Source organism: Streptomyces sp. NPDC041968, from assembly GCF_055589025.1.
The window spans coordinates 339,970-362,228 of the sequence record NZ_JBVJCB010000004.1 but is presented as its reverse complement, the minus strand read 5'-3'; the positions used below and the strand labels follow the sequence as shown (position 1 = coordinate 362,228).

At 73.3% G+C, this 22,259-nt stretch carries 22 protein-coding genes and 3 riboswitches; of the genes, 16 read left to right on the top strand and 6 right to left on the bottom strand.

Translation table 11 applies throughout. From position 1 onward, the window contains the following. Nucleotides 1–103: 103 nt before the first annotated feature. Nucleotides 104–892, bottom strand: coding sequence for a cobalt-precorrin-6A reductase (locus ACZ6EG_RS12615; protein WP_391968452.1), 789 nt, complete (start codon nucleotides 890–892; stop codon nucleotides 104–106). Nucleotides 893–931: 39 nt separating this feature from the next. Here ACZ6EG_RS12615 and ACZ6EG_RS12610 point away from each other — a divergent pair, with 39 nt between their 5' ends. After that, nucleotides 932–2,050, top strand: a complete 1,119-nt coding sequence (locus ACZ6EG_RS12610; RefSeq protein ID WP_391968453.1) for a cobalt-precorrin-5B (C(1))-methyltransferase — start codon at nucleotides 932–934, stop codon at nucleotides 2,048–2,050. Between the two features lie 14 nt (nucleotides 2,051–2,064). On the opposite strand, the gene ACZ6EG_RS12605 is transcribed toward ACZ6EG_RS12610, so the two are convergent. The 4 genes from ACZ6EG_RS12605 to ACZ6EG_RS12590 all read right to left on the bottom strand — a co-directional run bounded on the left by ACZ6EG_RS12605 (nucleotide 2,065) and on the right by ACZ6EG_RS12590 (nucleotide 5,031). Then, entirely contained in the window at nucleotides 2,065–2,418 is a 354-nt protein-coding gene (locus ACZ6EG_RS12605; protein ID WP_391968454.1) for a glyoxalase superfamily protein, read from the bottom strand. Nucleotides 2,419–2,652: 234 nt separating this feature from the next. After that, entirely contained in the window at nucleotides 2,653–3,336 is a 684-nt protein-coding gene (locus ACZ6EG_RS12600) for a (2Fe-2S)-binding protein (RefSeq protein ID WP_469604041.1), read from the bottom strand. A 48-nt stretch (nucleotides 3,337–3,384) separates the two neighbouring features. Then, a complete protein-coding gene (locus ACZ6EG_RS12595) occupies nucleotides 3,385–3,789 on the bottom strand; it encodes a (2Fe-2S) ferredoxin domain-containing protein (RefSeq protein ID WP_391968456.1) in 405 nt (134 codons plus the stop codon). A gap of 46 nt (nucleotides 3,790–3,835) precedes the next feature. Then, a riboswitch (cobalamin riboswitch) is annotated at nucleotides 3,836–4,019 on the bottom strand. Nucleotides 4,020–4,047: 28 nt separating this feature from the next. Further along, the gene (locus tag ACZ6EG_RS12590; protein ID WP_391968457.1) at nucleotides 4,048–5,031 is read right to left on the bottom strand and encodes a ferric reductase-like transmembrane domain-containing protein; all 984 of its coding nucleotides are present in this window, start codon (nucleotides 5,029–5,031) and stop codon (nucleotides 4,048–4,050) included. 208 nt (nucleotides 5,032–5,239) lie between these two features. Next, nucleotides 5,240–5,471: riboswitch (cobalamin riboswitch) on the top strand. A gap of 232 nt (nucleotides 5,472–5,703) precedes the next feature. Between ACZ6EG_RS12590 and ACZ6EG_RS12585 the strand changes: the two genes are divergently transcribed. The 8 genes from ACZ6EG_RS12585 (at nucleotide 5,704) to ACZ6EG_RS12550 (ending at nucleotide 14,015) form a co-directional block, all read left to right on the top strand. After that, nucleotides 5,704–6,573: a GHMP family kinase ATP-binding protein gene (locus tag ACZ6EG_RS12585; protein ID WP_469604036.1), complete on the top strand. Its 870-nt coding sequence runs from the start codon at nucleotides 5,704–5,706 to the stop codon at nucleotides 6,571–6,573. Next, nucleotides 6,570–7,592, top strand: a complete 1,023-nt coding sequence (locus tag ACZ6EG_RS12580) for a cysteine synthase family protein (protein ID WP_391968459.1) — start codon at nucleotides 6,570–6,572, stop codon at nucleotides 7,590–7,592. The genes ACZ6EG_RS12585 and ACZ6EG_RS12580 overlap by 4 nt, the downstream gene beginning before the upstream one ends. Further along, complete coding sequence (locus ACZ6EG_RS12575; protein WP_469604033.1) at nucleotides 7,589–8,839, top strand: ATP-grasp domain-containing protein; 1,251 nt, start codon at nucleotides 7,589–7,591, stop codon at nucleotides 8,837–8,839. The genes ACZ6EG_RS12580 and ACZ6EG_RS12575 overlap by 4 nt, the downstream gene beginning before the upstream one ends. Then, nucleotides 8,832–10,100 carry an MFS transporter gene (locus ACZ6EG_RS12570; RefSeq protein ID WP_391968460.1) on the top strand — a complete coding sequence of 423 codons (1,269 nt, stop codon included), beginning with the start codon at nucleotides 8,832–8,834 and terminating at the stop codon, nucleotides 10,098–10,100. The genes ACZ6EG_RS12575 and ACZ6EG_RS12570 overlap by 8 nt, the downstream gene beginning before the upstream one ends. Beyond that, on the top strand, nucleotides 10,069–10,818 hold the full coding sequence (locus ACZ6EG_RS12565) for a class I SAM-dependent methyltransferase (RefSeq protein WP_469604029.1): 750 nt from the start codon (nucleotides 10,069–10,071) through the stop codon (nucleotides 10,816–10,818). Before ACZ6EG_RS12570 ends, ACZ6EG_RS12565 begins: the two co-directional genes overlap by 32 nt. A gap of 56 nt (nucleotides 10,819–10,874) precedes the next feature. Beyond that, nucleotides 10,875–11,052: riboswitch (cobalamin riboswitch) on the top strand. A 28-nt stretch (nucleotides 11,053–11,080) separates the two neighbouring features. Beyond that, nucleotides 11,081–12,106: an ABC transporter substrate-binding protein gene (locus tag ACZ6EG_RS12560; protein ID WP_391968461.1), complete on the top strand. Its 1,026-nt coding sequence runs from the start codon at nucleotides 11,081–11,083 to the stop codon at nucleotides 12,104–12,106. Further along, on the top strand, nucleotides 12,103–13,218 hold the full coding sequence (locus ACZ6EG_RS12555; RefSeq protein ID WP_391968462.1) for a FecCD family ABC transporter permease: 1,116 nt from the start codon (nucleotides 12,103–12,105) through the stop codon (nucleotides 13,216–13,218). The genes ACZ6EG_RS12560 and ACZ6EG_RS12555 overlap by 4 nt, the downstream gene beginning before the upstream one ends. Beyond that, nucleotides 13,215–14,015: an ABC transporter ATP-binding protein gene (locus ACZ6EG_RS12550; protein WP_391968463.1), complete on the top strand. Its 801-nt coding sequence runs from the start codon at nucleotides 13,215–13,217 to the stop codon at nucleotides 14,013–14,015. The genes ACZ6EG_RS12555 and ACZ6EG_RS12550 overlap by 4 nt, the downstream gene beginning before the upstream one ends. A 229-nt stretch (nucleotides 14,016–14,244) precedes the next feature. On the opposite strand, the gene ACZ6EG_RS12545 is transcribed toward ACZ6EG_RS12550, so the two are convergent. Further along, a complete protein-coding gene (locus ACZ6EG_RS12545; RefSeq protein ID WP_391968464.1) occupies nucleotides 14,245–15,162 on the bottom strand; it encodes a LysR family transcriptional regulator in 918 nt (305 codons plus the stop codon). Between the two features lie 127 nt (nucleotides 15,163–15,289). Here ACZ6EG_RS12545 and ACZ6EG_RS12540 point away from each other — a divergent pair, with 127 nt between their 5' ends. From ACZ6EG_RS12540 to ACZ6EG_RS12510, 7 genes are read left to right on the top strand one after another with little or no spacing between them, the layout of a single operon-like run. Next, on the top strand, nucleotides 15,290–16,291 hold the full coding sequence (locus tag ACZ6EG_RS12540; RefSeq protein WP_391968465.1) for a fumarylacetoacetate hydrolase family protein: 1,002 nt from the start codon (nucleotides 15,290–15,292) through the stop codon (nucleotides 16,289–16,291). Continuing rightward, complete coding sequence (locus ACZ6EG_RS12535) at nucleotides 16,288–17,250, top strand: cyclase family protein (protein WP_469604023.1); 963 nt, start codon at nucleotides 16,288–16,290, stop codon at nucleotides 17,248–17,250. The genes ACZ6EG_RS12540 and ACZ6EG_RS12535 overlap by 4 nt, the downstream gene beginning before the upstream one ends. A gap of 23 nt (nucleotides 17,251–17,273) precedes the next feature. Beyond that, the gene (locus tag ACZ6EG_RS12530) at nucleotides 17,274–18,404 is read left to right on the top strand and encodes an FAD-dependent oxidoreductase (protein ID WP_469604020.1); all 1,131 of its coding nucleotides are present in this window, start codon (nucleotides 17,274–17,276) and stop codon (nucleotides 18,402–18,404) included. A gap of 2 nt (nucleotides 18,405–18,406) precedes the next feature. Further along, complete coding sequence (locus ACZ6EG_RS12525; RefSeq protein WP_469604329.1) at nucleotides 18,407–19,405, top strand: amidohydrolase family protein; 999 nt, start codon at nucleotides 18,407–18,409, stop codon at nucleotides 19,403–19,405. 4 nt (nucleotides 19,406–19,409) lie between these two features. Then, nucleotides 19,410–20,342: a VOC family protein gene (locus tag ACZ6EG_RS12520; RefSeq protein WP_469604017.1), complete on the top strand. Its 933-nt coding sequence runs from the start codon at nucleotides 19,410–19,412 to the stop codon at nucleotides 20,340–20,342. A 20-nt stretch (nucleotides 20,343–20,362) separates the two neighbouring features. Continuing rightward, nucleotides 20,363–21,334, top strand: coding sequence for a fumarylacetoacetate hydrolase family protein (locus ACZ6EG_RS12515; RefSeq protein WP_469604015.1), 972 nt, complete (start codon nucleotides 20,363–20,365; stop codon nucleotides 21,332–21,334). Then, nucleotides 21,331–22,089: an SDR family NAD(P)-dependent oxidoreductase gene (locus tag ACZ6EG_RS12510; RefSeq protein ID WP_469604012.1), complete on the top strand. Its 759-nt coding sequence runs from the start codon at nucleotides 21,331–21,333 to the stop codon at nucleotides 22,087–22,089. The genes ACZ6EG_RS12515 and ACZ6EG_RS12510 overlap by 4 nt, the downstream gene beginning before the upstream one ends. The last annotated feature ends 170 nt before the right edge of the window (nucleotides 22,090–22,259 follow it).

The window sequence follows — 22,259 nt, the reverse complement described above, 5'->3', positions numbered from 1 at the left end:
GTCTGGCTCGGTGCCGGCGATCCGTCCCTGACGACCGTGCTCGCCGTCGAGGTGGCCGGGCTCGCGCGCTGCTCCCCGAAGAGGCCGTCCGGACGCCTCGCCGCTACCCGCAGACGTCAGGGCCGTGCCGCTCCGGGGGCGGGCGGCGTGCGTGGGCCTCGCGCACCCGGCGCACCGCCTGCTCGGGCTCGGTGACCACCGGCACCCCTCGGGGCACCGGAGGTCTGCGTACCACGACCACGGGCACACCGGCCTCTCGGGCGGCCGCCAGCTTCGGCGCGGTGGCCGCTCCCCCGCTGTCCTTGGTGACCAGGACGTCGATCCGGTGCCGGCGCAGCAGCTCGCGCTCTCCTTCGGGGGTGAACGGGCCGCGGTCCAGCAGGACCTCCATGCGCGGCGGCCGCGGCGGCTCGGGCGGGTCGACGGTCCGGACCAGGAACCAGAGGTCGGCCAGGTCCGCGAAGGCGGACAGGCCCGTCCGTCCGGTGGTCAGGAAGACCCGCCGGCCCAGGGAGGGCAGCAGCGCGGCGGCCCCTGCCAGGGAGCCGGTCTCGTGCCAGACGTCGCCCTCGGCCGGTTGCCAGCCCGGGCGGCGCAGCGCGAGCAGGGGAACATGTGCGGTGGCGGCGGCCCGCGCCGCGTGGAAGCTGATCGTGTCGGCGAAGGGATGAGTGGCGTCGATGAGCAGATCGACCCGGTGCTCACGCAGCCAGTCGGCGAGCCCCTCGGCACCGCCGAAGCCGCCGACGCGGACCTCGCCGGGCGGCGTCCGGGGCGCGGACACCCGTCCCGCCAGGGAGTTGGTGACCCGCAGCCCCGGCAGCGGTTCGGCCGCCAGCCGTTCGGCGAGGCGCCGGGCCTCCGTGGTACCACCGAGGATCAGCACGTGCACGACAGGTCCTTCATCCGAGTCCCTTCCTGGAAGTGAGGCATGAGAGGCGAGGCCGAGGGCGGTCGCAGCGCCCAACTGAAGCACACGGGGCTGCGCCCCGGCTGGACCACCGGTGCCTGCGCCACGGCGGCGACGACGGCCGCGTACACGGCGCTGCTCACCGGCGACTTCCCCGACCCCGTGACGATCACCCTGCCCAAGGGGCAGACCCCGTCGTTCGCGCTGGCGGCCGAGGAGCTGACGGAGGCGTACGCGACGGCGGGGATCGTGAAGGACGCCGGTGACGACCCCGACGTCACCCACGGCGCGCTGGTCCGGGCGACGGTACGGCGGTTGCCCGCGGGCTCCGGCGTCGTCTTCCGGGCCGGGCCCGGCGTCGGCACCGTCACCCGGCCCGGGCTGCCCCTGCCCGTCGGCGAACCGGCCGTCAACCCGGTCCCCCGGCGGATGATGCGGGACCACGTCGCCCTCGTCGCCGAGCGGTACGGCGGGGCCGGCGACGTCGAGATCACCCTCTCCGTCGACCACGGTGAGGAGATCGCCCGTTCCACCTGGAACCCCAGGCTGGGCATCCTCGGCGGCCTGTCCGTCCTCGGCACCACCGGTATCGTCGTCCCGTACTCCTGCTCTGCGTGGATCGACTCGATCCGGCGCGGGGTGGACGTGGCACGGGCGGCCGGACGCACGCACGTCGCCGGATGCACGGGGTCCACCTCGGAGAAGACGGTGGTCGCCGAGTACGGGCTGCCCGAGGACGCCCTGCTGGACATGGGCGACTTCGCGGGCGCCGTGCTGAAGTACGTACGACGGCACCCGGTGGACCGGCTCACCGTCTGCGGCGGCTTCGCCAAACTGTCCAAGCTCGCCGCCGGCCACCTGGATCTGCACTCCGCCCGCTCCCAGGTCGACCGGGGCCTCCTCGCCGAACTGGCCCGGCACGGCGGCGCGGACGAGGCCCTGGCCCACGCGGTGATCGGGGCCAACACCGGCCTCGCCGCCCTCCAGCTCTGCCAGGCCGCCGGGGTGCCCCTGGGCGACCTGGTCGCGACGGCGGCCCGCGACGAGGCCCTCGCGGTGCTGCGCGGGGCGCCGGTGAGGGTGGACGTGATCTGCATCGACCGTGCGGGCACGGTGGTGGGCCGCAGCGCGGTCGCGTGACCGCGGGGCCCCGCCTATGCGCCGACCGCGCTCACGCGCAGGCGGTTGCCGTCCGGGTCACGGAGTTCCAGCTCCCGCCCCCACGGCGCCTCGTCGGGGCGGACGCCGAACTCCCGGGCGACCGCGTCCAGATCGGCGACCCGCACGTACACCAGGGTGTCCGGCCGCGCGTCCCCCTCGTGCTCCGACAGGTACAGCCGGAGGCGACCGCGGGCGACCTCCGTGAACACCGGGAAGCCCGGTTCGAACCGGTGCTCCCACTGCTGGACGAAGCCCAGTCTCGCGTACCACCGCACGGACACCGCGGCGTCGCCCACCCGGAGGATCGGGATGACCTCCTCGGCGGACGCGCAGTGGTCAGCAGACATGACGCTCCCGCTCGGGCGAGCACAGGTGGCTGTCGCCGAACTGCTCGGCTCCCGGGGCCCGTCCGGCCATGATCACCGCAGTACGGACGTCCCCCGTCTCCTTCACCCTACCGGCGACCTCGTCGAGGTCCCGCGGGTGCTCGGCCCACCGGGCACCGGAGGAGGGCGGGCCGGGGCTGTCCGACCGCGCGAGCCCTGGCCTTCCACCGCCGGGAGGTGAGGCTGGCGCCCGCCTCACGCCAGCCCGCAGTCGCCGCACTTCGAACCGGCCGGCGCCCGGTAGTAGAGGCAGCAGCTCCTGCGGCGGAACGCGAGGTCGGGGCCGGTCAGCACTCCGGTGCCCGCCAGGCGTCCGGTGTCCAGCAGCGCGGTCGTCAGGTCGGTGAGCGGTCCGCGGACGGCGGGACGGAGCGCGAGCAGGGCCTGGGCGGCCCCCGCGAGCGCCGACGCGGAGTTGCCGTCCAGCAGACGCGGGGCGACCTTGACGCGCAGGCCGTGGGCCAGTGCCGACAGATGACCCGTCACCTGCTCGTACAGGGCGCGGACGGGATCGCCCTCGTCCCGGTCGACGTACCGGCCGGCCGGGCGGGGCACCCGCAGGGCCGGTCCGTCGTCGGCCCGCTGCAGGCCCTCCAGGTCGAGGACGATGCCGTGCAGGACGGCACAGGCCAGCACCGGTGACCAGAGGCGGGCGGCGTGGCCGAGTTGGGCGATGGACACGTCGACGCGCGGCTCCCGGGTGCGGTGACGGCGTGCGACGGCCGCGGCGAGGTCGGTGAAACCCGCGGCGTAGCAGCGGGCGACCGGATGCCAGCCGTCGTCCTCTCCGCCGACCCGCAGTGCGAAGAAGCCGCCGAGGCCCGCCACGTCGTGCAGGGCGGCGGTGACGGACGCCGTCGAGGCGCGGGCTGCGTGCACGTTGCTGTCCCTTTCTCCGGCTCCGTGTTCGTACGCTCCCTGTGACGGTCAGGAGGCCGGGCTCCGGCGCGGTGGTGTGATGGCGTACAGGTCGAGGATGTCCGGCCGGGGCGCGACGCCCGGTCCGCCGGCGCGTGCCCAGGCGGCGATGTCCTCGGTCGCGTCCGGGTCGTTGACCAGTCCCAGCCAGACGGGCCGGGCTCCGGCGGCCCGGCCCTCCGCGGAGGGCTGTACGACGATGACGTTGGCCTGTGCGCAGACGTCGAGGCAGTCGGAGACGCGTACCGGTACCGCGGCGCGCAGGCGCTCGGTCTGGGCCGCGTGGTCCACGCCGGGCACTTTGGGGGTGCCGCAGCAGCAGTCGCGGCACACGACGACGCGGCACGGCACGCGGCCGGTGGCCGTGGCGGTCCTCGCGTCGTCCGTCGTTCGTCCGGCCGGCGTTGCGGGCATGCGGTGCCGTCCCTCTCTCCGGGGAGATCCGCCCCGGTGGTCCGTCGAGGAGGCGACCGCGTGAGTCTCCTGGCTCTCGGGTCGATGCTCGTCCCGGCCTTCCCACCCGTCGCTGGGCGGTGGCCTGTCGGGAGTCGCTCGCCGATCACAGTGGCGGGACCGCGCCGGATTCACACCGGCTTCCTCGTTCCGCCGTCGCCTTTGTCGCCGGCCATCCTGCCATCCCGGAACGCCGTGCCGCCCGCCCGGTGCCGGCCGTCAGTCCGTTTCCTGGGTGTGCGGGGCCGTCGCGGGCGGATCGTCCGGACGGGCCCGTCCGCCGTCACGGCCCGACACCACCACGATGACCAGCCCGATGACGACGGCTCCGGCGACGACCCGTCCCGCCGCCCGCACCCACCACCCCGGCCGGGTCGCGCCCTCGCCCGCGGGACCCAACCGCTCCGCCCGCCGGGCAGGTCTCAGCAGCCGCAGCAACAGCAGTGCGGCGATGGGAAGTTGCAGCAGCCACAGCACGGTGCGCGGCCACTCCCCGTACCAGACGTTGGTGCCGTACAGCAGCGTGTGCCACACGCTCAGCACGTAGACGACGATCACGAAGCGGTGCAGGCGTCGCCAGGTCCTCGCTCCGAAGCGGTGCCGGACGTAGAACAGCAGCCCGAGCGGGACCGCCAGGTACAGGGCGCCCTGTCCGATCGGGATGGCGATCCGGCCGGTGCCGGAGTCGTACCAGAGGGGGACGAAGCTGTCGGCGAAGCCCACCCACAGCCGCTCGGCCCAGTCCAGTGCCGTCTCGTAGCGCACGAGTTCCGCGGCGAACATCAGCGCGTGCGCGAACATCAGCGCCATCGTGGTCAGGCTCGTGGTGCGGTGCCAGCGCTCCAGCACCTGCCGGGAGACCGGCAGCCGGGCGGGGCGCGGCCCCGACAGCAACAGGCCGAAGATCACCGTGCACCAGGCCCACAGCAGTCCCGACCAGCCGAAAGCCTGGCTGAGCAGGTACATCCAGTAGGTACGGGCATCGTCCATGAACGGCATCACCGCGACGGTGTCCGAAGCACCCGACTCCATGCGCGCCCACAGCAACGCGAAGACGAGCGCCGTCACCACCACCGCCGCGGTGGCGTCCGGCAGGGCGGAGCGAAGATCGGCGCGCAGAGCGACGCGGTCACCGGGAGGGCGCGGCAGTCCGGGCGGGGTCCCTACCGCCCCGTCCTCGTCCGGCCTGGTGTCTGACGTCATCAGGGGCCTCCCGGGCACGGGCCACCGCGGCAACGGTGTGCGTGTGTCGTGAGGCAACAAGTCTGGCTGATGGGGCGAGGAACCTCAGAGGTGCTATCCGGCCAGAGCCGTCACGACAACGACACCCGGAGACCCACCTGTTTCTGCCTCCCCTCCACTTTCAAGACAACCGCCGGAGCCCTACTTTCGCAGGGGTCAAGAGCCCCTCTACGCTGATGCACGCAGTCGGTTCGCGCCTCCCGTCCGCCCGGACGCCCGAAGCGTGACGCAAGAGGGAACCCGGTGCGAGTCCGGGGCTGTCCCGCAGCGGTGAGTGGGAACGAGAGCCGTCGATGTCACTGGGCCCGTGTCAGGGCCGGGGAAGAGACGGCCGGTAGGTGTCCGCCCTCCCGGCGGACGTGCCCGCGAGTCCGAAGACCTGCCACTGCGCCCGCGTCCCGCGCGGGCTGTGCACGTGACCTCGTGGACTGGGTCGGCGGTATGGGCGGTCGTACGTCGTGCGTGTGGCCGCGCCTCCCTCCCTGTCGGTGTTCAAGGCCCGGTACGGAGGAGGACGGTGTGCGGGATCCAGCCGGTTCGCGGCGGCCGTACCGGCCCCGGGCCGACACGCCGTCCGACGGACCGGGGCGCACCCTCCCCGGCCCCGGCGCGGGCGCTCCGCAAGAACCGGACGTGTCCGACGGCACGGTGTCCGGTGTCTGCCACGGCACTCTGGGCGAGCTGTACCAGGGCCCGTTGCGAGCGGGCTCCGATCCCGAGATCGCCGTGGTGTCCTTTCCGGTGGACCGTCACTCCTGGGTGTACTTCACCCCGCGGACGGCGACCGGGGCACCGCGACCGTCGGCGCTGGGGGAGAAGTCGGCGACGGCGGCCCGGCTCTTCCTGGACCACTACGGCCTCTCCCTGCCCCCGGGCGACTGGCACACCCACTCCGAACTGCCGGTGGGCGTGGGGATGGCCAGTTCGACGGCGGACATCGTGGCGACCCTGCGCTGTCTGTTCCGCGTCTTCTCCCTGCCGTACGACGCGGACGTGGTCCTCGGCGTCCTGGCGGACATCGAGCGCGCCGACAGTGTCTTCCTCGACGAGTTCGCCCTGTATCTCAGCGGCCGGCACCGGGTGGTGCGGCGACTCGGCCCGGACATCGGGTTCCACACCGCCTTCGTCACGGAACCCGGCACCGTGGACACCGCCGCCGTCACTCCCCTCCTGCTGGACCACTACCGGCGCCGCGGCGACGAGTACCAGCGGTGCCTCACCGATCTGGTGAAGGGCTTCGACTCGGGCGACCCGGCCGCCGTCGCCCGGGCCGCCACGGTCAGCGCCGCGCTGTCCCAGGAGGTGCTGCCCAAGGCGACCTTCCCCAGCCTGCGGGCCCAGCGTGAGCGGTTCGGCGCCGACGGCGTCTTCGTCGCCCACACCGGCTGCCTGGCCGGCTATCTCTTCACCTCGCGCCCCCGCGCCGAGGTCAAGTCCGAACTGTCCGCGTTCTTCCGCTCGCTCGGCCACCAGTGCACCTTCGCCCAAGGAGGCTACGGGTGATCCACCCCCACATCGCCGACGCCCTGAAAGTCCCCGACCTCGTCCGGCTCACCGACGGCCTGGTCCTGCTGCGGTTCGAGTCGATGAAGATCTACTCGGCCCTGGCCGCCGTCCGCCACCTGCTGGAGCGGGGCACCGTCCGTCCGGGCCAGACCCTGGTCGACAGCTCCAGCGGCATCTACGCCTACGCCCTCGCCCTGGCCTGCCACCGGTACGGCATGCGGTGCCACATCGTCGCGTCCACCACCGTCGACGCCACCACCCTCGCCCAGCTGGAGATACTGGGCAGCACCGTGGAGCAGGTCAGACCGTCGCGGAACCTCAAGCTCGACCAGGAACTGCGGGTGCGACGGGTGCGGGAGATACTCGCCGAGCGGCCCGGACACCACTGGATGCGCCAGTACCACGACGACGTCCACTACCTCGGCTACCAGGAGGTCGCCGACCGGATCGCGGCGGACTTCCCGGGCGCGCCGCTGACCGTCGTCGGCGGGGTGGGCTCCGGAGCCTCGACCGGCGGCATCGTGGAACGCCTGCGCGCCGCGGACCCTTCCGTGCGCCTGGTCGGCGTCCAGCCCTTCGGCAGCGTCACCTTCGGCAGCCAGGACCATCACGACCCCGAGGCGATCATCGCCGGCATCGGTTCGTCGATCGTCTTCGACAACGTCCGCCACCACCTCTACGACACCGTGCACTGGCTGGACTTCACCCACGCCATGTCGGGCGCCGTCGCCCTGCTGCGCGAGCACGCGGTGTTCGCCGGGCTGTCCACCGGGGCCGGCTACCTGACGGCGACGTACGAGGCCCGCCGCCACCCCGACCGCGTGCACCTGGTGATCGGGGCCGACACCGGACACCGCTACGTGGAGCGCGTGTTCACCCGGCACGCCGAGGCCCTGGACCCGGCCGCGCTGAAGCCCGTCGAGGTCCGTGCGCCGCAGGAGATGACCATGCCCTGGTCGAGGATGGCGTGGCAGCGCACCCCCTGCCCCGCCGGCCGGACGGAGAGCGCCGTATGACCGTGGCCTGCCTGGAGTCGCTGACCTTCGGCCTCGGCCACCTGGTCCGCGCCGCCGACCTGCTCGGCGAGCGGCTGCTGCTCCTCACCCGGGACCCCGCCTACTACGCCCACGAACTGGACCGGCTGCCCGCCGGCGCCCTCGACGTCGTCGTGACCGACACCTTCGACGTGGACGGGGTGGCCGGTCTGCTCGGGCGCGATCCGGGGCTGCGCGGCCTGATCAGTTCCACCGACACGTGGACCCTGGCCGGCGCCGCCCTCGCCGAACGCCTCGGCCTGCCGGGTCTCGAGCCGGCCGTCCTGCGGTTGACCCGGGACAAGGCCGCCGTACGCGACCGGCTGTACGGCGCGGGTCTCACCCGTGCGAGGGCCTTCGAGAGCACCGAGGCGGACCGCGAGGCCCGCGGACCGCTGCTCAAGGAGGTCGGACTGCCGCTCGTCCTCAAGGACACCGCGGGCACCGGGAGCCAGAACGTGTGGCTGGTCCGTGACGAGGGCGAGCTGGACGCGGCGTTGGCGCAGGCGTCCGGTCGGGAGCTGAAGGGGCGGTTGTTCGCCGAGCCGTACTTCAGCGGACCGGTGTACAGCGCCGAGACGCTCACCTGGGACGGCAGCACCCGGCTGCTGGGCGTCTCCAGTCGGCTGATGTCACCGGAGCCGCGCTTCAGGGAGGAGATCACCGCCTTCCCCGTCGCCTTCCCGGGACCGCTGCGGACATCGCTGGAGGGCTGGCTCGACCGGGTGCTCGCCGCCATCGGCTACACCGACCGGTTCGCCCACGTGGAGTTCGTGCTGACCACCGACGGCCCGGAGGTGGTGGAGGTCAACCCCCGCATCGGAGGCGCGCTGGTCGGGGAGGGCCTGTGCCGGGCACTCGGCGTCAACGTGTACGAGGCGATGGTCGAGGCCGCGCTGGGCCGCCGCCCGCGTCTCATGGACGCGTCCCTGCCCGGCGGTCCGGCCGTCGCCTTCGTCCTCGGCTATCCGGCCGCACCCGGCGTCTTCACGGGCGTCGCCGGACTCGACCGGCTCGCCGACATGCCGGGAACACCCGCCTGGTACCCGGTCAAGCGGGTCGGCGACCCCATCGAGCACCTGGGCGACAGCCGTGGCTACGCGGGCATCGTCTACGCCGAGGCCGAGACCGCCGAACTCGCCACCCACCGCGCGGTGGCCGCCGCGGGCGCCCTGCGGGTGCTCACCGACCCCTTCCCCGAGGCCGGTCGGGCGGCGCCCGGTGGGTGAGCGCACCACCCGGGGAACGGGACGGCGGGCCTCGCTGTTCCCGCTGAGCGGCCCCCTGCGGTTCCTCCTGCTCAGCTCGTTCCTCATTCCGCTCGGCAGCTTCATGGTCCTGCCGTTCATGTCGGTTTTCCTGCACGAACGGCTCGGGATGGGGCTCGGCGCGGTCGGCGTCGTCCTGGCGGCGGCCTCGCTCGTGCAGTTCTCCGGCGGCATCGTCGGCGGCGCCCTCGCGGACCGGATCGGGCTGCGCCGCACGATGCTGTGGGCCCTCGTCGTACGCACCGCCGGTTTCGCCGGGTTCCTGCTGGCCCTGCGCTGGCCGCCGCTGGCGGTCTGGGCGCTGGTCCTGACGTGCTGCGGTGCCGCGCTGTACCTGCCCGCCAACAAGGCCTACCTGGTGCACGGCGTCGACGACGAGCGCCGCCCGGCCTTCCTCTCGGCGGGCAACGCGGCACTCAACGCCGGGATGGCCGTCGGCCCGCTCATCGCCGGGCCGTTCGTCCTGTCCTCGCCCGGCTGGCTCTTCGCGGCCGTCACGGCGCTGTTCCTCGCGGTCACCGTGGGACACGCGCGGCTGCCCGGAACGGACGCGGAACAGACCACCGGGCCGGGCGAAAAGGCCGCCAAGGGTCTCCTGGCGGGCCTCGCACCACTGCCGTTCGCCGCCAACGCGCTGGCCTTCTACCTCTACTTCCACTTCCAGCACTTCCTGGCGGTGTACGCCGTCGAGCGCGCCTCCGGCGCGTTCTACAGCGTGGTGCTGCTGCTCTGTTTCGCTCTGGTCATCGTCGTGCAGCCGCTCGCGTCGGGTCTGATCCGGCGCATGCCGTACGCCCTCGCCCTCGCGGTCGGTTTCACCGGTTTGGCGGCGGGCCTGGCCGTGCTGGCGGCGGGTACCCGGGCGGCCCTGCTGGCGGGCGGCGCGTTGATCACTCTCGGCGACATCGTGCTGTTCCTCAAGAACGACCTGGAGGCGCTGCGCCGCAGCCCCCGCTCCGACGCCGTCGTCTTCGGGCAGCAGCGGCTGGCCGCGGGCCTGGGCGCCTGCGCGAGCGGCGCGCTGGGCGGGCAGCTGTACGGCCTCGGCGAACGGACCGGGCACACCGGCTGGTTCTGGCTGCTGGCGGCCGCCCAGTGCCTGCTGCTCCCCCCTCTGCTGCTCACGCTGCGCCGACGCCCGGCGCGGCCCCCTGTCCCCGACGGCGACCACGAAGGAGCACTGACGCGCGATGACACGGACGGGCGGATTCCAGGACGATGACTTCTGGACCGAGTTCCACGACTTCCTCTTCTCCGAGCAGCGCTACGAGCAGGCCGAGGAACTGCTCGACACCTCTCCCCTGCTCGCTCTCCCCGACGGAGCACGCGTGCTGGACCTGTGCTGCGGGCCGGGCGTCTTCACCGTGCCCCTCGCCCGCCGGGGGCACCGCGTGACGGGAGTCGACCTGAGCCCGGCCATGCTGGACCGGGCACGCAAGCGGTCGGCCGACGCCGGTGCCGACGTGACGTACGTGCGGGCCGACGCACGCGACTACGAGGCGCCGGGCGGCTTCGACGTCGTCCTCAACATGTTCACCTCCTTCGGGTACTTCGAGGACCCCGCCGACAACGCGCGCGTGCTGCGCACCATGTACACCTGCCTGGCGCCCGGCGGCACGCTCGTCCTCGACCTCGCCGGGAAGGAACTCCTGGCCCGCAGGGTCACTCCGCCCAAGGTGGTGCGGCGGGGCGACGACCTGATGGTGCAGACCGACACCGTGCTGAACGAGTGGGCGCGGCTGCGCAGCGAGTGGGTGCTGGTCCGGGGCGACCGGGTGACGCGGGCCACCTTGACGTGGTTCGTGTACAGCGCCGTGGAGTTGCGGCGGATGGCCGAGGAGGCCGGCTTCGGCCGCGTGGAGGTCTTCGGCGGGTTCGACGGCCGCCCCTACGACGAGGACGCCGAACGGCTCGTCCTGCGGGCCGTCCGCGAAGGGTGAGGCAGGAGCGGGGCGTGCGGCCGGGAACCGCACGCCCTTTCGCCGTCGGCTCGGCGAAACGTAGGATCACCTGGTCATCGCCGCGACGGGAGACAGGAAGCCGGTGCGAATCCGGCACGGTCCCGCCACTGTGACCGGGGAGCGCCCCTCCGACACGCCACTGCGCACCGCGCGGGAAGGCGGGGGGAACGTCGATCCGGGAGTCAGGACACTGGTCCGTCGCGGGCCCGATCCGAGGAGCGCGGACTCCAGGAGGCTTCACGTGTCCCAGCTGTTCACCCCTGCCCGCACGCGCGGGTTCCTTCGTGCCACGGCCGCTGCCGTGGCACTGTCGTCGGTGCTGCTCACCACCGGCTGCGGTGCGTCCGACGAGGGCGGCGGCGACGCCAAGGCCACCGCCGCCGTGCCCGCGGGCTTCCCGGTCACCGTCGACAACTGCGGCGTGCGGACGACGTACGACAGGCCGCCGTCGCGGGTGGTCACCATCCACCAGCACCCGGCGGAGCTCATGCTCGCGCTCGGTCTGAAGGACCGCATGGTCGGCACGGCCTTCCCCGACTCCGCCGTGCTGCCGGAGCTGAAGGAGGACTACGAGGCGATTCCCGAACTGGCGGGAAGGGAACCGTCGTTCGAGAAGGTCCTGGACGCCGAACCCGACTTCGTCTACGGCGGCTACGGCAGCGCCTTCGCCGAGAACGAGGGCCGCTCCCGCGAGGCGTTCACCGACGCGGGCATCGACACCTACCTCAACCGCGAGTACTGCGGCGAGAAGCAGGTGACGATGAAGGACACGTACGACGAGATCCGCACCATCGGCAGGATCTTCGGCGTCCCGGACCGGGCCGACGCGCTGGTCGCGGACCTGGAGGGCCGCGTCGGCAAGGCCGCCACCGGCGTCCGGGGCGAACCCCGGGTGCCCGTCTTCGTCTACGACAGCGGCGACAAGAGCGCCTTCACCGCGGGCGGCAAGAGCCTCGGCACCGAGCTGATCCGGCTGGCCGGGGGCGAGAACGTCTTCGCCGACCTCGACGACGTCTTCGGTGACGTCTCCTGGGAGCAGGTCGTCGAGCGCGGGCCCGAAGTCATCGCCATCTACGACTACGCCGGCGCCGGAAGCGTCGAGGAGAAGAAGAAGTACCTGCTCTCCCAGCCCGCGCTCGCCGACGTACCCGCCGTCAGGAACAAGCGGTTCGTCGTCCTGCCGCTGACCGCCACCCTGGTCGGCATCCGCTCGGCCTACGCGGTCGAGGACCTGGCCCGCGGGCTGCACCCCAAGAGCTTCCGATGACGCAGGCCGTCACCGGCACGTCCACCGGACGGACGGTCCGTCGGCGCGGCGCCGAGGAGCCGGGAGGGGGCGGTACGCGGCTGGCCGTCACGCTGCTCGTCCTCACCGTCCTGCTGCTCGCCTCCGCCACGGCCGGCCTCGCGATCGGTTCCGTCCAGGTGCCGCCCGGCCAGGTGTGGGGCATCGTGACGCACGCCCTGGGGGCCGACTGGCAGGATCCGGACTGGTCGCGGGCCCGGGAGACCATCGTGGTGGACGTCCGGGCGCCGCGGGTGCTGCTCGGTGCGGTCACCGGCGCCGGCCTGGCGGTGATCGGCACCGCCCTGCAGGCTCTGGTGCGCAATCCGCTCGCCGAGCCGTACCTGCTGGGCGTCTCCTCCGGGGCGTCCCTCGGCGCGGTCTCCGTGATCGTGTTCGGCGTCACCCTCTTCGGTCCGCTCTCCCTGTCGGTGGCCGCCTTCGTCGGCGCCCTGGGCGCGCTCGTCCTCGTGTATGCCACCGCCCGCACCGGCGGACGCATCACCTCGGCGCGGCTGGTGCTGTCCGGGGTGGCGATCGCGGCGGTGCTCACCGCGGTCCTCGATCTGCTGCTGCTCACCACCGACCGGGGCAACGAGGCCCGCGCGGTCCTCGCCTGGACCCTCGGCGGCCTCGGCGGGGTCGGCTGGGGCACGCTGTGGCTGCCGAGCGGCGCCCTGCTGCTCGGCGTCGCCGTCCTCCTCGTGCAGGCCCGCAACCTGAACCTGCTGCTGGCCGGCGAGGAGGCGGCCACCACGATGGGGCTGGACGTGGCCCGCTTCCGCGCCCGGCTGTTCGTGGTGCTCTCCCTGGTCACGGGCGTACTGGTCGCGGCTGCCGGGCCGATCGGCTTCGTCGGCCTGATGATGCCCCACATCGTGCGGCTCTTCGTCGGCGGCGACCACCGCCGGGTCCTGCCGACGGCGGCCCTGGGCGGGGCGGTCTTCCTGGTCTGGGCCGACATCGCCGCGCGGACGGTCGCCGCGCCGGCGGAGATACCCGTCGGCGTGCTCACGGCCCTGTGCGGCGGGCCGTTCTTCCTGTGGCTGATGCGCCGGGACGCCCGGCGCGGCACCGACCGAGGAGTGGCATGACCCCGACCGACCTGAGCGTGGACGGCGTCACGCTCACCGCGGGAGCCCGCCACCTGGTGCGCGACGTCTCCCTGACCGCCCGCCCGGGCGAGACCGTCGGGCTCGTCGGCCCCAACGGCAGCGGGAAGTCCAGTCTCCTGCGCGCCGTCTACCGCGTCCTGCGCCCCGCCACCGGTCAGGTCCGGGTCGACGGAGGCGACGCCTGGTCGCTGCCGGTGCGGCGACTGGCCCGCACGGTGGCGGCGGTGGTCCAGGACTCGGCCGCCGACTTCGACCTCGCCGTCCGCGAGGTCGTCGCCATGGGCCGCACCCCGCACAAGCGGCTCCTGGCCGGCGACACCCCCGAGGACGCCGAACTCGTCGACTCCGCGCTCCTCGCGGTGGACGCCGTCCACCTGGCGGACCGCCCCTTCGACCGGCTCTCCGGCGGCGAGCGCCAACGCGTCCTCATCGCGCGCGCCCTCGCCCAGCAGCCCACCCTGCTGGTCCTCGACGAACCCACCAACCACCTCGACATCCGGCACCAGTTGTCCGTGCTCGGCATCCTGCGCCGGCTGCCCGCCACCGTGCTGCTCGCCCTGCACGACCTCAACCTGGCCGCCTACTACTGCGACCGCCTCTACGTGCTGAACGACGGTGCGGTCACCGCCTCGGGACCGCCCGCCGAGATCCTCACCCCACGGCTCCTGGCGGAGGTGTACGGAGTGGAGGCGGAGGTCGCCACTCATCCGCGCACCGGCGCCCCGCAGGTGACGTTCCTTCCCGGGGAACCACCGCGTACCGCGCCTCGGACGTGAGGGCCCGCGTCCGAGCACGGCGGGACTCCGGCCGGTAGCAGGGGGACAGACCCCGGCGACGGGCTTCAGTCGTCCGCCGGAGGAAGACGTCGAGCGGGAAGGTGCCGACGGGCCGCCCCGGCATGCCTCCTGTGCGGGCGTCCTGCCCACCTCTGCCGTCATTCACGGTGCGGATGCTTCTCATCCGTCTGGTGGATGACGCCCTCCGCAAGCGGGCGGCGGGTCCCGGTCACTCCTCGGGCCGGTCGGCCATCCGCCGTCCGACCCGGGCGGCGGTCTCGCGCAGCCAGATGTGCGCCGCGTCGTGGGTGTGCACCGGGTGCCACCACAACGCCTCCCGCAGCGGCACCGCCTCGTAGGGCGGCTCCACCACCCGTACCGCGGCGAGCGGGGCGAGGAGCCGCGCGAGACGGGCCTGGAGCAGGGCGATGCGCCGGGTTCCGCTGACCAGCAGGGGCATGATCTGGAAGCTGTCCACGGAGACCTCGACGCGGGGCTCGATGCCCAGCATGCCGAGCTGGCGGACGGCCGGGGCGTCATAGGTGCGCTGGTAGGTGACCCAGGGCAGCCGGGCCAGGTCCTCCCGGGTCAGCCGGTCGTCGACGCTCGGGTGGTCCTCGGCGACGAGGAAGACCCACCGGTCCTGGTAGAGGTCGGTGGCGGGGAAGTCGCTGATGACGCCGTGCGGCATGAGCAGGCCGTCGGTGGTGCTCAGCAGGGTGTCGGTGGCGTCCACCACGGTGGTCGGCGTCTGCGCGAAACGCAGCCGGATGCCGGGGGCCTCCTGGTGCACGACCCGGGCGAGTTCGGCACCGAAGACGGCGACCGCGTAGTCGGACGCGACCAGCTTGAACTCCCTGTTCTCCCGGGCCGGGTCGAAGTGGGCCTGGCTGGCGAAGAGCCGTTCCAGCAGGTCGTAGGCGGTGGACGCGCGGTCGAGCAGGACCTGTCCGAGAGCGGTCAGCTCGTAGTGGCCGCCGACCCGCGCCAGCAGGTCGTCGTCGAAGTGGCGGCGCAGACGCGAGAGCGCCGCGCTCATCGCCGGTTGGCTGAGGCCGACGCGCTGCCCGGCACGGGTCACGTTCCGCTCTTCCAGCAGGGCGCGCAGGGCGACCACGAGGTTGAGGTCCAGGCGACTGAGATTCACGGCGGTTTTCCTAGCTGTCCGGCGATGACCTGCGAAAATTCACCCGGCTGATGATTATCATCCACCGAATTGATTTCCCTGATCGCGAGTGGCGGGTCCAGATTAGTGCCATCGCAATCAGGAGGACATGTCCGTGAAACCTGAAGCCGCGTCCGCCCTCTTCGCCGGACCCTTCGCCCTGGCCACCGTTTCCGCTCCCGAAGGCCCCGCCTTCCCCGCTCTCGTCACCCCCGACGCCCAGGTGCTCGACCTGCGTCCCGTCCTCGGCGAGACCGGCCTGAGCATGCGCGGGCTCCTCGACGCGTGGGACTCGGTGGCGCCGCGGCTGGCCGTACTGGCCGCCGACGCCTCCCTCGTACGGGCGCCGTTGACGGACCACCGCGTGCACGCCCCCGTCGAGCCGCGCCAGGTCTTCCAGTCGGGGGCGAACTACCGGCAGCACGTCATCGACCTGCACGTCGCCCACCGCGCGCCCGGCGACGAACGACCGGACGCCCAGCGGCGCGCGGAGGCCGCGGAGATCATGGACCGACGGGCGGCCGAGGACCTGCCGTACGTGTTCCTCGGGCTGCCGAGCGCGATCACCGGTCCCTACGACGACGTCGTCCTGCCCTCGTGGGCCGAGAAGCCCGACTGGGAGCTGGAGCTGGCCGCGGTGATCGGCCGGCCCGCCCACCGGGTGTCCGCGGCGGAGGCCCTGGAGTACGTGGCCGGGTACACCATCGCCAACGACCTGACCGACCGGGCCACCGTCTTCCGGCGGGACATGCCGCAGATCGGCACCGACTGGCTGCGCAGCAAGAACGCGCCGGGCTTCACCCCGCTGGGCCCGTGGATCGTGCCCGCCTCGTCGGTCGCCGACCCGGGCGACCTGCGCCTCACGCTGAAGCTCAACGGCGAGACGATGCAGGACGAGTCCACCAAGGACATGATCTTCGACGTCGCGCGGATGGTCTCCTACGCCTCGCAGACCGCCCGGCTGCTCCCCGGCGACCTGGTGCTCACCGGCTCCCCCGCCGGCAACGGCATGCACTGGGGCCGGCTGCTGCGCGACGGCGACGTCATGGACGCCTCCATCACCGGGCTCGGCGCCCAGCGCACCCACTGCGTCACGGAGGCCGCCCGGTGACCCCGGACCGCACGGACCCCGCGGGCGCGGTCGCCCGGGCCGCGAAGGCGTACTCCAACTGGGGCCGCTGGGGGCAGGACGACGTGCTGGGCACGCTCAACTTCCTCGACGAGGCCAAGCGCCGCGAGGGCGCGGCGCTGATCCGGCGGGGCGTCAGTTTCTCGCTCGCGCAGCGCTTCGACATCGACGGCCCGCAGAAGGGCTGGCGCCGCCGCACCAACCCGGTGCACACGATGCTGGACACCGGCACCGACGCCGCCCTCGGCAACCAGGGCCTGCCGCACGGCATCGGCGGCGCCGACGACGTCATCGCCATGCCGTTGCAGTGCTCCACCCAGTGGGACGGGCTCGGCCACATCTTCGACCACGGCAGGGCGTGGAACGGCCGCCCGGCCGAGAAGGTCGTCACCTCCGACGGCGACCAGGTCACCGGCATCGAGCACATGGCGCCGCACGTCGCGGGGCGCGGGGTGCTCCTCGACGTCGGCCGGACCGTCGGCGACGACGGTGAGCTGCCCGACGGCTTCGCGGTCACCGAGGAGCACCTGACCGCCACCGCCGAGGCCCAGGGCGTCACGGTCGGCCGCGGCGACCTGGTGCTGGTGCGCACGGGGCAGCTCGCCCGGGTCCGCCGCGAGGGCTGGGGCGACTACGCCGGAGGGCCGGCCCCGGGCCTGTCCTTCACCACGGCCGGGTGGCTGCACCGCAGCGAGATGGCCGCGATCGCCACCGACACCTGGGGTTTCGAGGTGCGGCCCAACGAGTTCGAGCACGCCTTCCAGCCGCTGCACCAGGTCGCCATCCCCCACCTCGGGCTGCTGATCGGCGAGATGTGGGACCTGGAGGCGCTCGCCGAGGACTGCGCCGCCGACGGCGTGTACGCGTTCTGGCTCACCGCCGCGCCCCTGCCCATCACCGGTGCGGTCGGCTCGCCGGTCAATCCGATCGCCGTCAAGTAGACCGAGGAACAAGGGAGTTCCCCATGAACCGACCCCGTACGGTGCTCGTCGTCGGCGGCGGCGCGGCCGGCAACGCCGTGACGATCCTGCTCCGCCGTGCCGGGTACGCGGTGGACCTGGTCGAGGCCAGGGACGACTGGAACGCGACCGCCGGTTCCGGCATCACCCTCCAGGGCAACGCCCTGCGCGTGCTGCGCGAACTCGGCGTGTGGAAGCAGGTGGAGGCGTCCGGGTTCGGCTTCGGATCCGTCGGCATCACCGCGCCCGACGGCACCGTCCTGCACGTCCAGGACGACCTGCGCACCGGCGGCGACGACCTGCCGGCCACCGTCGGCATGCAGCGGCCGCGGCTCCAGCGGATCCTCATCGACGCGGTGCGGGCCGGCGGCGCGTCGGTCCGGCTCGGCACCACCGCCGAGATCCTGGACCAGGACGCCGACGGTGTCTCCGTACGCTTCAGCGACGGCACCGAGGGCCGCTACGACCTGGTGGTCGCCGCCGACGGCCTCGGCTCCGCCACCCGCGCCGCGATCGGCATCACCGACCGGCCCGAACCGACCGGCATGGCCATCTGGCGCGTCGCCGCCCCGCGCCCCGTCGGCGTGACCCGCACCGACCTCGCCTACGGCGGTCCGGCCTACATCGCCGGCTACTGCCCGACCAGCGAGTCCACGCTGTACGCCTACGTCGTCGAGGCCAACCGCGACCGCGCCTCCATACCGCCCGGCTCGTACGCCGAGGAGATGCGGCGCCTGACCCGGCACTACGGCGGCCACTGGCCGGAGATCAGCGCGCACATCACCGACCCGGCGAAGGTCAACTACACCTGGTTCGACCGGATGCTGGTGGAGGGCTCCTGGCACCGCGGCCGGGTCGTCCTGGCCGGCGACGCCGCCCACTGCTGCCCGCCCACCCTCGCCCAGGGCGCCGCCCTGTCGCTGGAGGACGCGGCCGTCCTCGCCGAGATGCTGACCGGGTCCGACGTCTGGGACGACGCACTGTTCCAGGCGTACCACGACCGGCGGATCGCCCGGGTCCGCCCGGTCGTGGAGGCGTCGGTGAGGATCGGCCGGTGGCAGCTCGACGGGGTCCGCGACGCCGACGTGCCCGGCCTGATGGGCCGCACGATGACCATGCTGAGGGAGCTGCCGTGACCGTGGTGGACACGCCCACCGTGGACGTGCACGCCCACGTCCTGCTGCCCGAGGTCGAGGCGCTCGTCGCGGGTCTGCCCGGACACGCCGAGGCCAGGGAGCTGGAGGCCCGGCGCAACGGCCCCGCCGCCCTCGCCGTCAGCGGGCCCATGGTGCGCGAGCGCGTCCCGAGGCTGACCGACCCCGCCGTGCGCCTGGCGGCGATGGACGCCCAGGGCGTGGACGTCCAGGTGGTCAGCCCCTCGCCCTCGCACTACCACTACTGGGCCGACGAGGACACGGCCGAGAAGCTGTACCGGCTCGCCAACGAGGCCACGGCCGCGCACTGTTCGGCCGCCCCCGAGCGGTTGCGCGGACTGGGGCTGGCCCCGCTCCAGCACCCGGAGCAGGCGGTCCGCGCCCTGGACCACGCCCTGCAGCAGGGCCTGGCCGGGGTGGAGATCTCCAGCCACGCCCCGGGCCGCGAGCTGTCCGACCCGGCCTACGAGCCGTTCTGGACCCGGGCCGAGAAGACCGGCGCGCTCGTCTTCCTGCACCCCTTCGGCTGCACCCTCGACGAGCGCCTGGGCCGGTGGTACCTGTCCAACACCGTCGGCCAGCCCACCGAGAACGCCGTCGCCCTCTCGCACCTGATCTTCTCGGGTGTCCTGGACCGGCACCCGGACCTGCGGTTGATCGCCGCGCACGGCGGCGGATACCTGCCGACCCACATCGGCCGGTCCGACCACGCCTGGTCGGCCCGCTCCGACGCCGCCGGCTGCGCCCACCCGCCCAGCAGCTACCTGAGGCGGCTGTACTTCGACTCGCTCGTCCACGACCCGGGCGTGCTGCGGGAACTGGTCCGGGTCGCCGGGGCGGACCGGGTGCTGCTCGGTTCCGACTTCCCCTTCGACATGGGCACCGAGGACCCGGTCGGCGCCCTGCGCGCCGCCGCCCTCCCCGAGGCCGGCTTCCACGCCGTCCGCGGCAGCAACGCCGTGAACCTCCTCCGGAAGGACTGACACCATGCGTCTGCTCACCCACCTGCGGCACGTCGACCTGGCCGTGCCCGACTACGACAAGCAGCTCGACTTCTACGCCGGGGTCTGGGGCCTGAGCAAGGTCGCCGAGGACTCCGGCATCTCCTTCCTGGCCGCCGAGGGCTCCCCCGAGCAGTACGTCGTGCGGCTGCGCAGGGCCGAGGAGAAGCGCCTCGACCTGGTCTCCTACGGGGCAGCGTCCGCCGCCGACGTCGACACCCTCGCCGAGCGACTGCTCGCGGGCGGCGTGCGGCTGATCTCCCGGCCGGGCACGGTGGACACGCCCGGCGGCGGCTACGGCTTCCGCTTCTTCGACGTCGACGGACGCACCATCGAGGTGTCGGCCGACGTCGAGGTCCGCCGGCACCGCAAGATCGAGGAGAAGGAGTCCATACCGGTCAAGCTCTCCCACGTCGTCCTCAACTCCCCCGACCTGAACCGCACCCGCGAGTGGTACGAGCGCCACCTCGGCTTCGCCCTCTCCGACACGCTCAGCTCCCCGCACATGGGCGAGGTCATGCACTTCATGCGGATCAGCAACCAGCACCACTCCATGGCGCTGGCCAAGGGACCGCACACCTCGCTGCACCACGTCTCCTTCGAGATGCGCGGCATCGACGAGTACATGCGCGGCTCGGGCCGGGTGATGCGGGCGGGCTTCAGGAAGATCTGGGGTCCCGGCCGGCACATGGCGGGCGACAACACCTTCACGTACTTCCTCGACCCGCACGGGAACACCGTCGAGTACACCACCGAGCTGGAGTGCCTGGACGAGGACACCTGGCACCCGCACGTCTACGACTTCTCCCGGCCCGAGGTCACCGACCAGTGGGGCACCGCCAACGCCATGAACGAACTGGTCGCCAAGGAGTCGTTCAACGACCCCGACCGCGGCGTGTTCGTCGCCCCGCCGGTCTGATCCGTCCGAGGAGCCGCACCATGCGTTTCGCCGCTTACGCACACCGTCACCGCCACCGCGTGGCCGTCGTGGAGGACGACGGCACGCTCTTCCCGCTGCCCGGCGTCACCTCGCTCACCGACCTGCTCGCGCGGACCGAGGGCCTGTCCGGGCTGCTCGCCGCCGGGCGCGCCGCCCTCGACGTGCCGCCCGGCCCCCACCTCGACGAGGTACGGCTGCTGCCCCCGCTGCGGCCCGCGTCCGTACGGGACTTCGTCACGTTCGAGGAGCACGTCGAGGGCGTACGCCGCTCCGTCGACGGCGTCGCCGGCGTCCCCGAGGAGTGGTACGCCGCGCCGACGTTCTACTTCACCAACCCGCACGCGATCCACGGCCACCGGGACGACATCCCGGTGCCGCCGGGGTCGGCCGTGCTGGACTTCGAGCTGGAGGTGGGCGCGGTGATCGGACGGGAGGGCCGCGACCTCACCCCCGAGCGGGCCCGCGACCACATCGTCGGCTACACGGTGTTCAACGACTGGTCCGCGCGCGACCTGCAGAGCGCGGAGATGAAGGTGGGCCTCGGCCCCTGCAAGGGCAAGGACACCGCCACCACGCTCGGCCCGTACCTGGTCACCGCGGACGAGCTGGAGCCGTACCGGGACGCCGAGGGGTTCCTGCGCCTGGCGCTGACCGCCGAGGTCAACGGCGAGAGGGTCGGCGAGGACCTGCTGTCCCACATGAGCTGGACCTTCGAGGAGATGACGGCCTACGCCTCACGCGGCACCCGCGTCGTACCGGGCGACGTCCTCGGCTCGGGCACCTGCGGCAACGGCGGCTGCCTGGCCGAGCTGTGGGGCCGGCGCGGCGAGCGGACGCCGCCGCCGCTGACGCCGGGCGATACGGTCACCCTCACCGTGGAGGGCATCGGCACCCTGACGAACACCGTCGTCCCCGGCCCGGACCCCGTGCCGTTGCCGGCCGGCCGGCGGCGCGGGCGGGAGCGGACGTGAGCGACCTGCACCCCAAGCGGCTGCTCGGCAGGGTCGTCGTCGTCACGGGCGCCGCCCGCGGCCAGGGCGCCGCCGAGGCCGAGGCCCTCACCCGCGAGGGCGCCCGGGTCATCGCCACCGACGTGGCACCGGACGGCGACTGCCGCCGCCTCGACGTGAGCAGCGGTCAGGAGTGGGCGGAGCTGGCCGCCGAGCTGCGGGAGGCGTACGGGCAGGTGCACGGCCTGGTGAACAACGCCGGCGTCACCTGGCGGGCCCGGGTCGGTGAGGTGCGCGCCGAGGACTTCGAGCGGGTGCACTCGGTCAACGTGACCGGTCCGCTGCTCGGCATCCAGCACCTGAGCCCGCTGATGCCGCCGGGCTCCTCGATCGTCAACGTCGGGTCGTCGGCCGCGCTCACCGCCCACTACCCGGTCGCGTACACCGCGAGCAAGTGGGGACTGCGGGGACTGTCGAAGACCGCCGCGCTCGAACTCGGTCCGCGCGGAATCCGCGTCAACACCGTCCACCCCGGCTACATCGAGACCGGGATGACGGCGACCGCGGCCCCCGCGTTCCGCGAGGCCAACCTCCGGGAGACGCCCCTCGGACGCACCGGCACGGTCGACGAGGTGGCGCCGCTGGTCGTGTTCCTGCTGTCGGACGAGTCGTCGTTCATCACCGGTGCGGAGATCCCCGTGGACGGCGGCCTGACCGCGCACGGCGGCGTCAAGTCCGTCTCCGACGCCCTGCTCGCCGCCGAGGCCGGGGCATGAGGCGGCTCGACGGCGAGGTACCCCCGGCCTCCGGCACCGCCCGGGGCCAGGGCCGGGCGGTCGCCCCGGACGGCGTCGTCCTGACCTCCGAGAGGCCACGCGCCGCACGGGCGCCCGCCCCGTGACCGCCCGACCCCCACACCCCGCGCGTCTCACGGAAGGAGACCCAG

What these genes read in the sequence shown, in the direction of transcription:
- ACZ6EG_RS12590 (WP_391968457.1), bottom strand. Translation starts at nt 5,031, where the DNA reads ATGACGTCAGACACCAGGCCGGACGAGGACGGGGCGGTAGGGACCCCG.
- ACZ6EG_RS12565 (WP_469604029.1), top strand. Translation starts at nt 10,069, where the DNA reads ATGACACGGACGGGCGGATTCCAGGACGATGACTTCTGGACCGAGTTC.
- ACZ6EG_RS12610 (WP_391968453.1), top strand. Translation starts at nt 932, where the DNA reads ATGAGAGGCGAGGCCGAGGGCGGTCGCAGCGCCCAACTGAAGCACACG.
- ACZ6EG_RS12520 (WP_469604017.1), top strand. Translation starts at nt 19,410, where the DNA reads ATGCGTCTGCTCACCCACCTGCGGCACGTCGACCTGGCCGTGCCCGAC.
- ACZ6EG_RS12550 (WP_391968463.1), top strand. Translation starts at nt 13,215, where the DNA reads ATGACCCCGACCGACCTGAGCGTGGACGGCGTCACGCTCACCGCGGGA.
- ACZ6EG_RS12555 (WP_391968462.1), top strand. Translation starts at nt 12,103, where the DNA reads ATGACGCAGGCCGTCACCGGCACGTCCACCGGACGGACGGTCCGTCGG.
- ACZ6EG_RS12540 (WP_391968465.1), top strand. Translation starts at nt 15,290, where the DNA reads ATGTCCGTGAAACCTGAAGCCGCGTCCGCCCTCTTCGCCGGACCCTTC.
- ACZ6EG_RS12575 (WP_469604033.1), top strand. Translation starts at nt 7,589, where the DNA reads ATGACCGTGGCCTGCCTGGAGTCGCTGACCTTCGGCCTCGGCCACCTG.
- ACZ6EG_RS12605 (WP_391968454.1), bottom strand. Translation starts at nt 2,418, where the DNA reads ATGTCTGCTGACCACTGCGCGTCCGCCGAGGAGGTCATCCCGATCCTC.
- ACZ6EG_RS12595 (WP_391968456.1), bottom strand. Translation starts at nt 3,789, where the DNA reads ATGCCCGCAACGCCGGCCGGACGAACGACGGACGACGCGAGGACCGCC.
- ACZ6EG_RS12515 (WP_469604015.1), top strand. Translation starts at nt 20,363, where the DNA reads ATGCGTTTCGCCGCTTACGCACACCGTCACCGCCACCGCGTGGCCGTC.
- ACZ6EG_RS12530 (WP_469604020.1), top strand. Translation starts at nt 17,274, where the DNA reads ATGAACCGACCCCGTACGGTGCTCGTCGTCGGCGGCGGCGCGGCCGGC.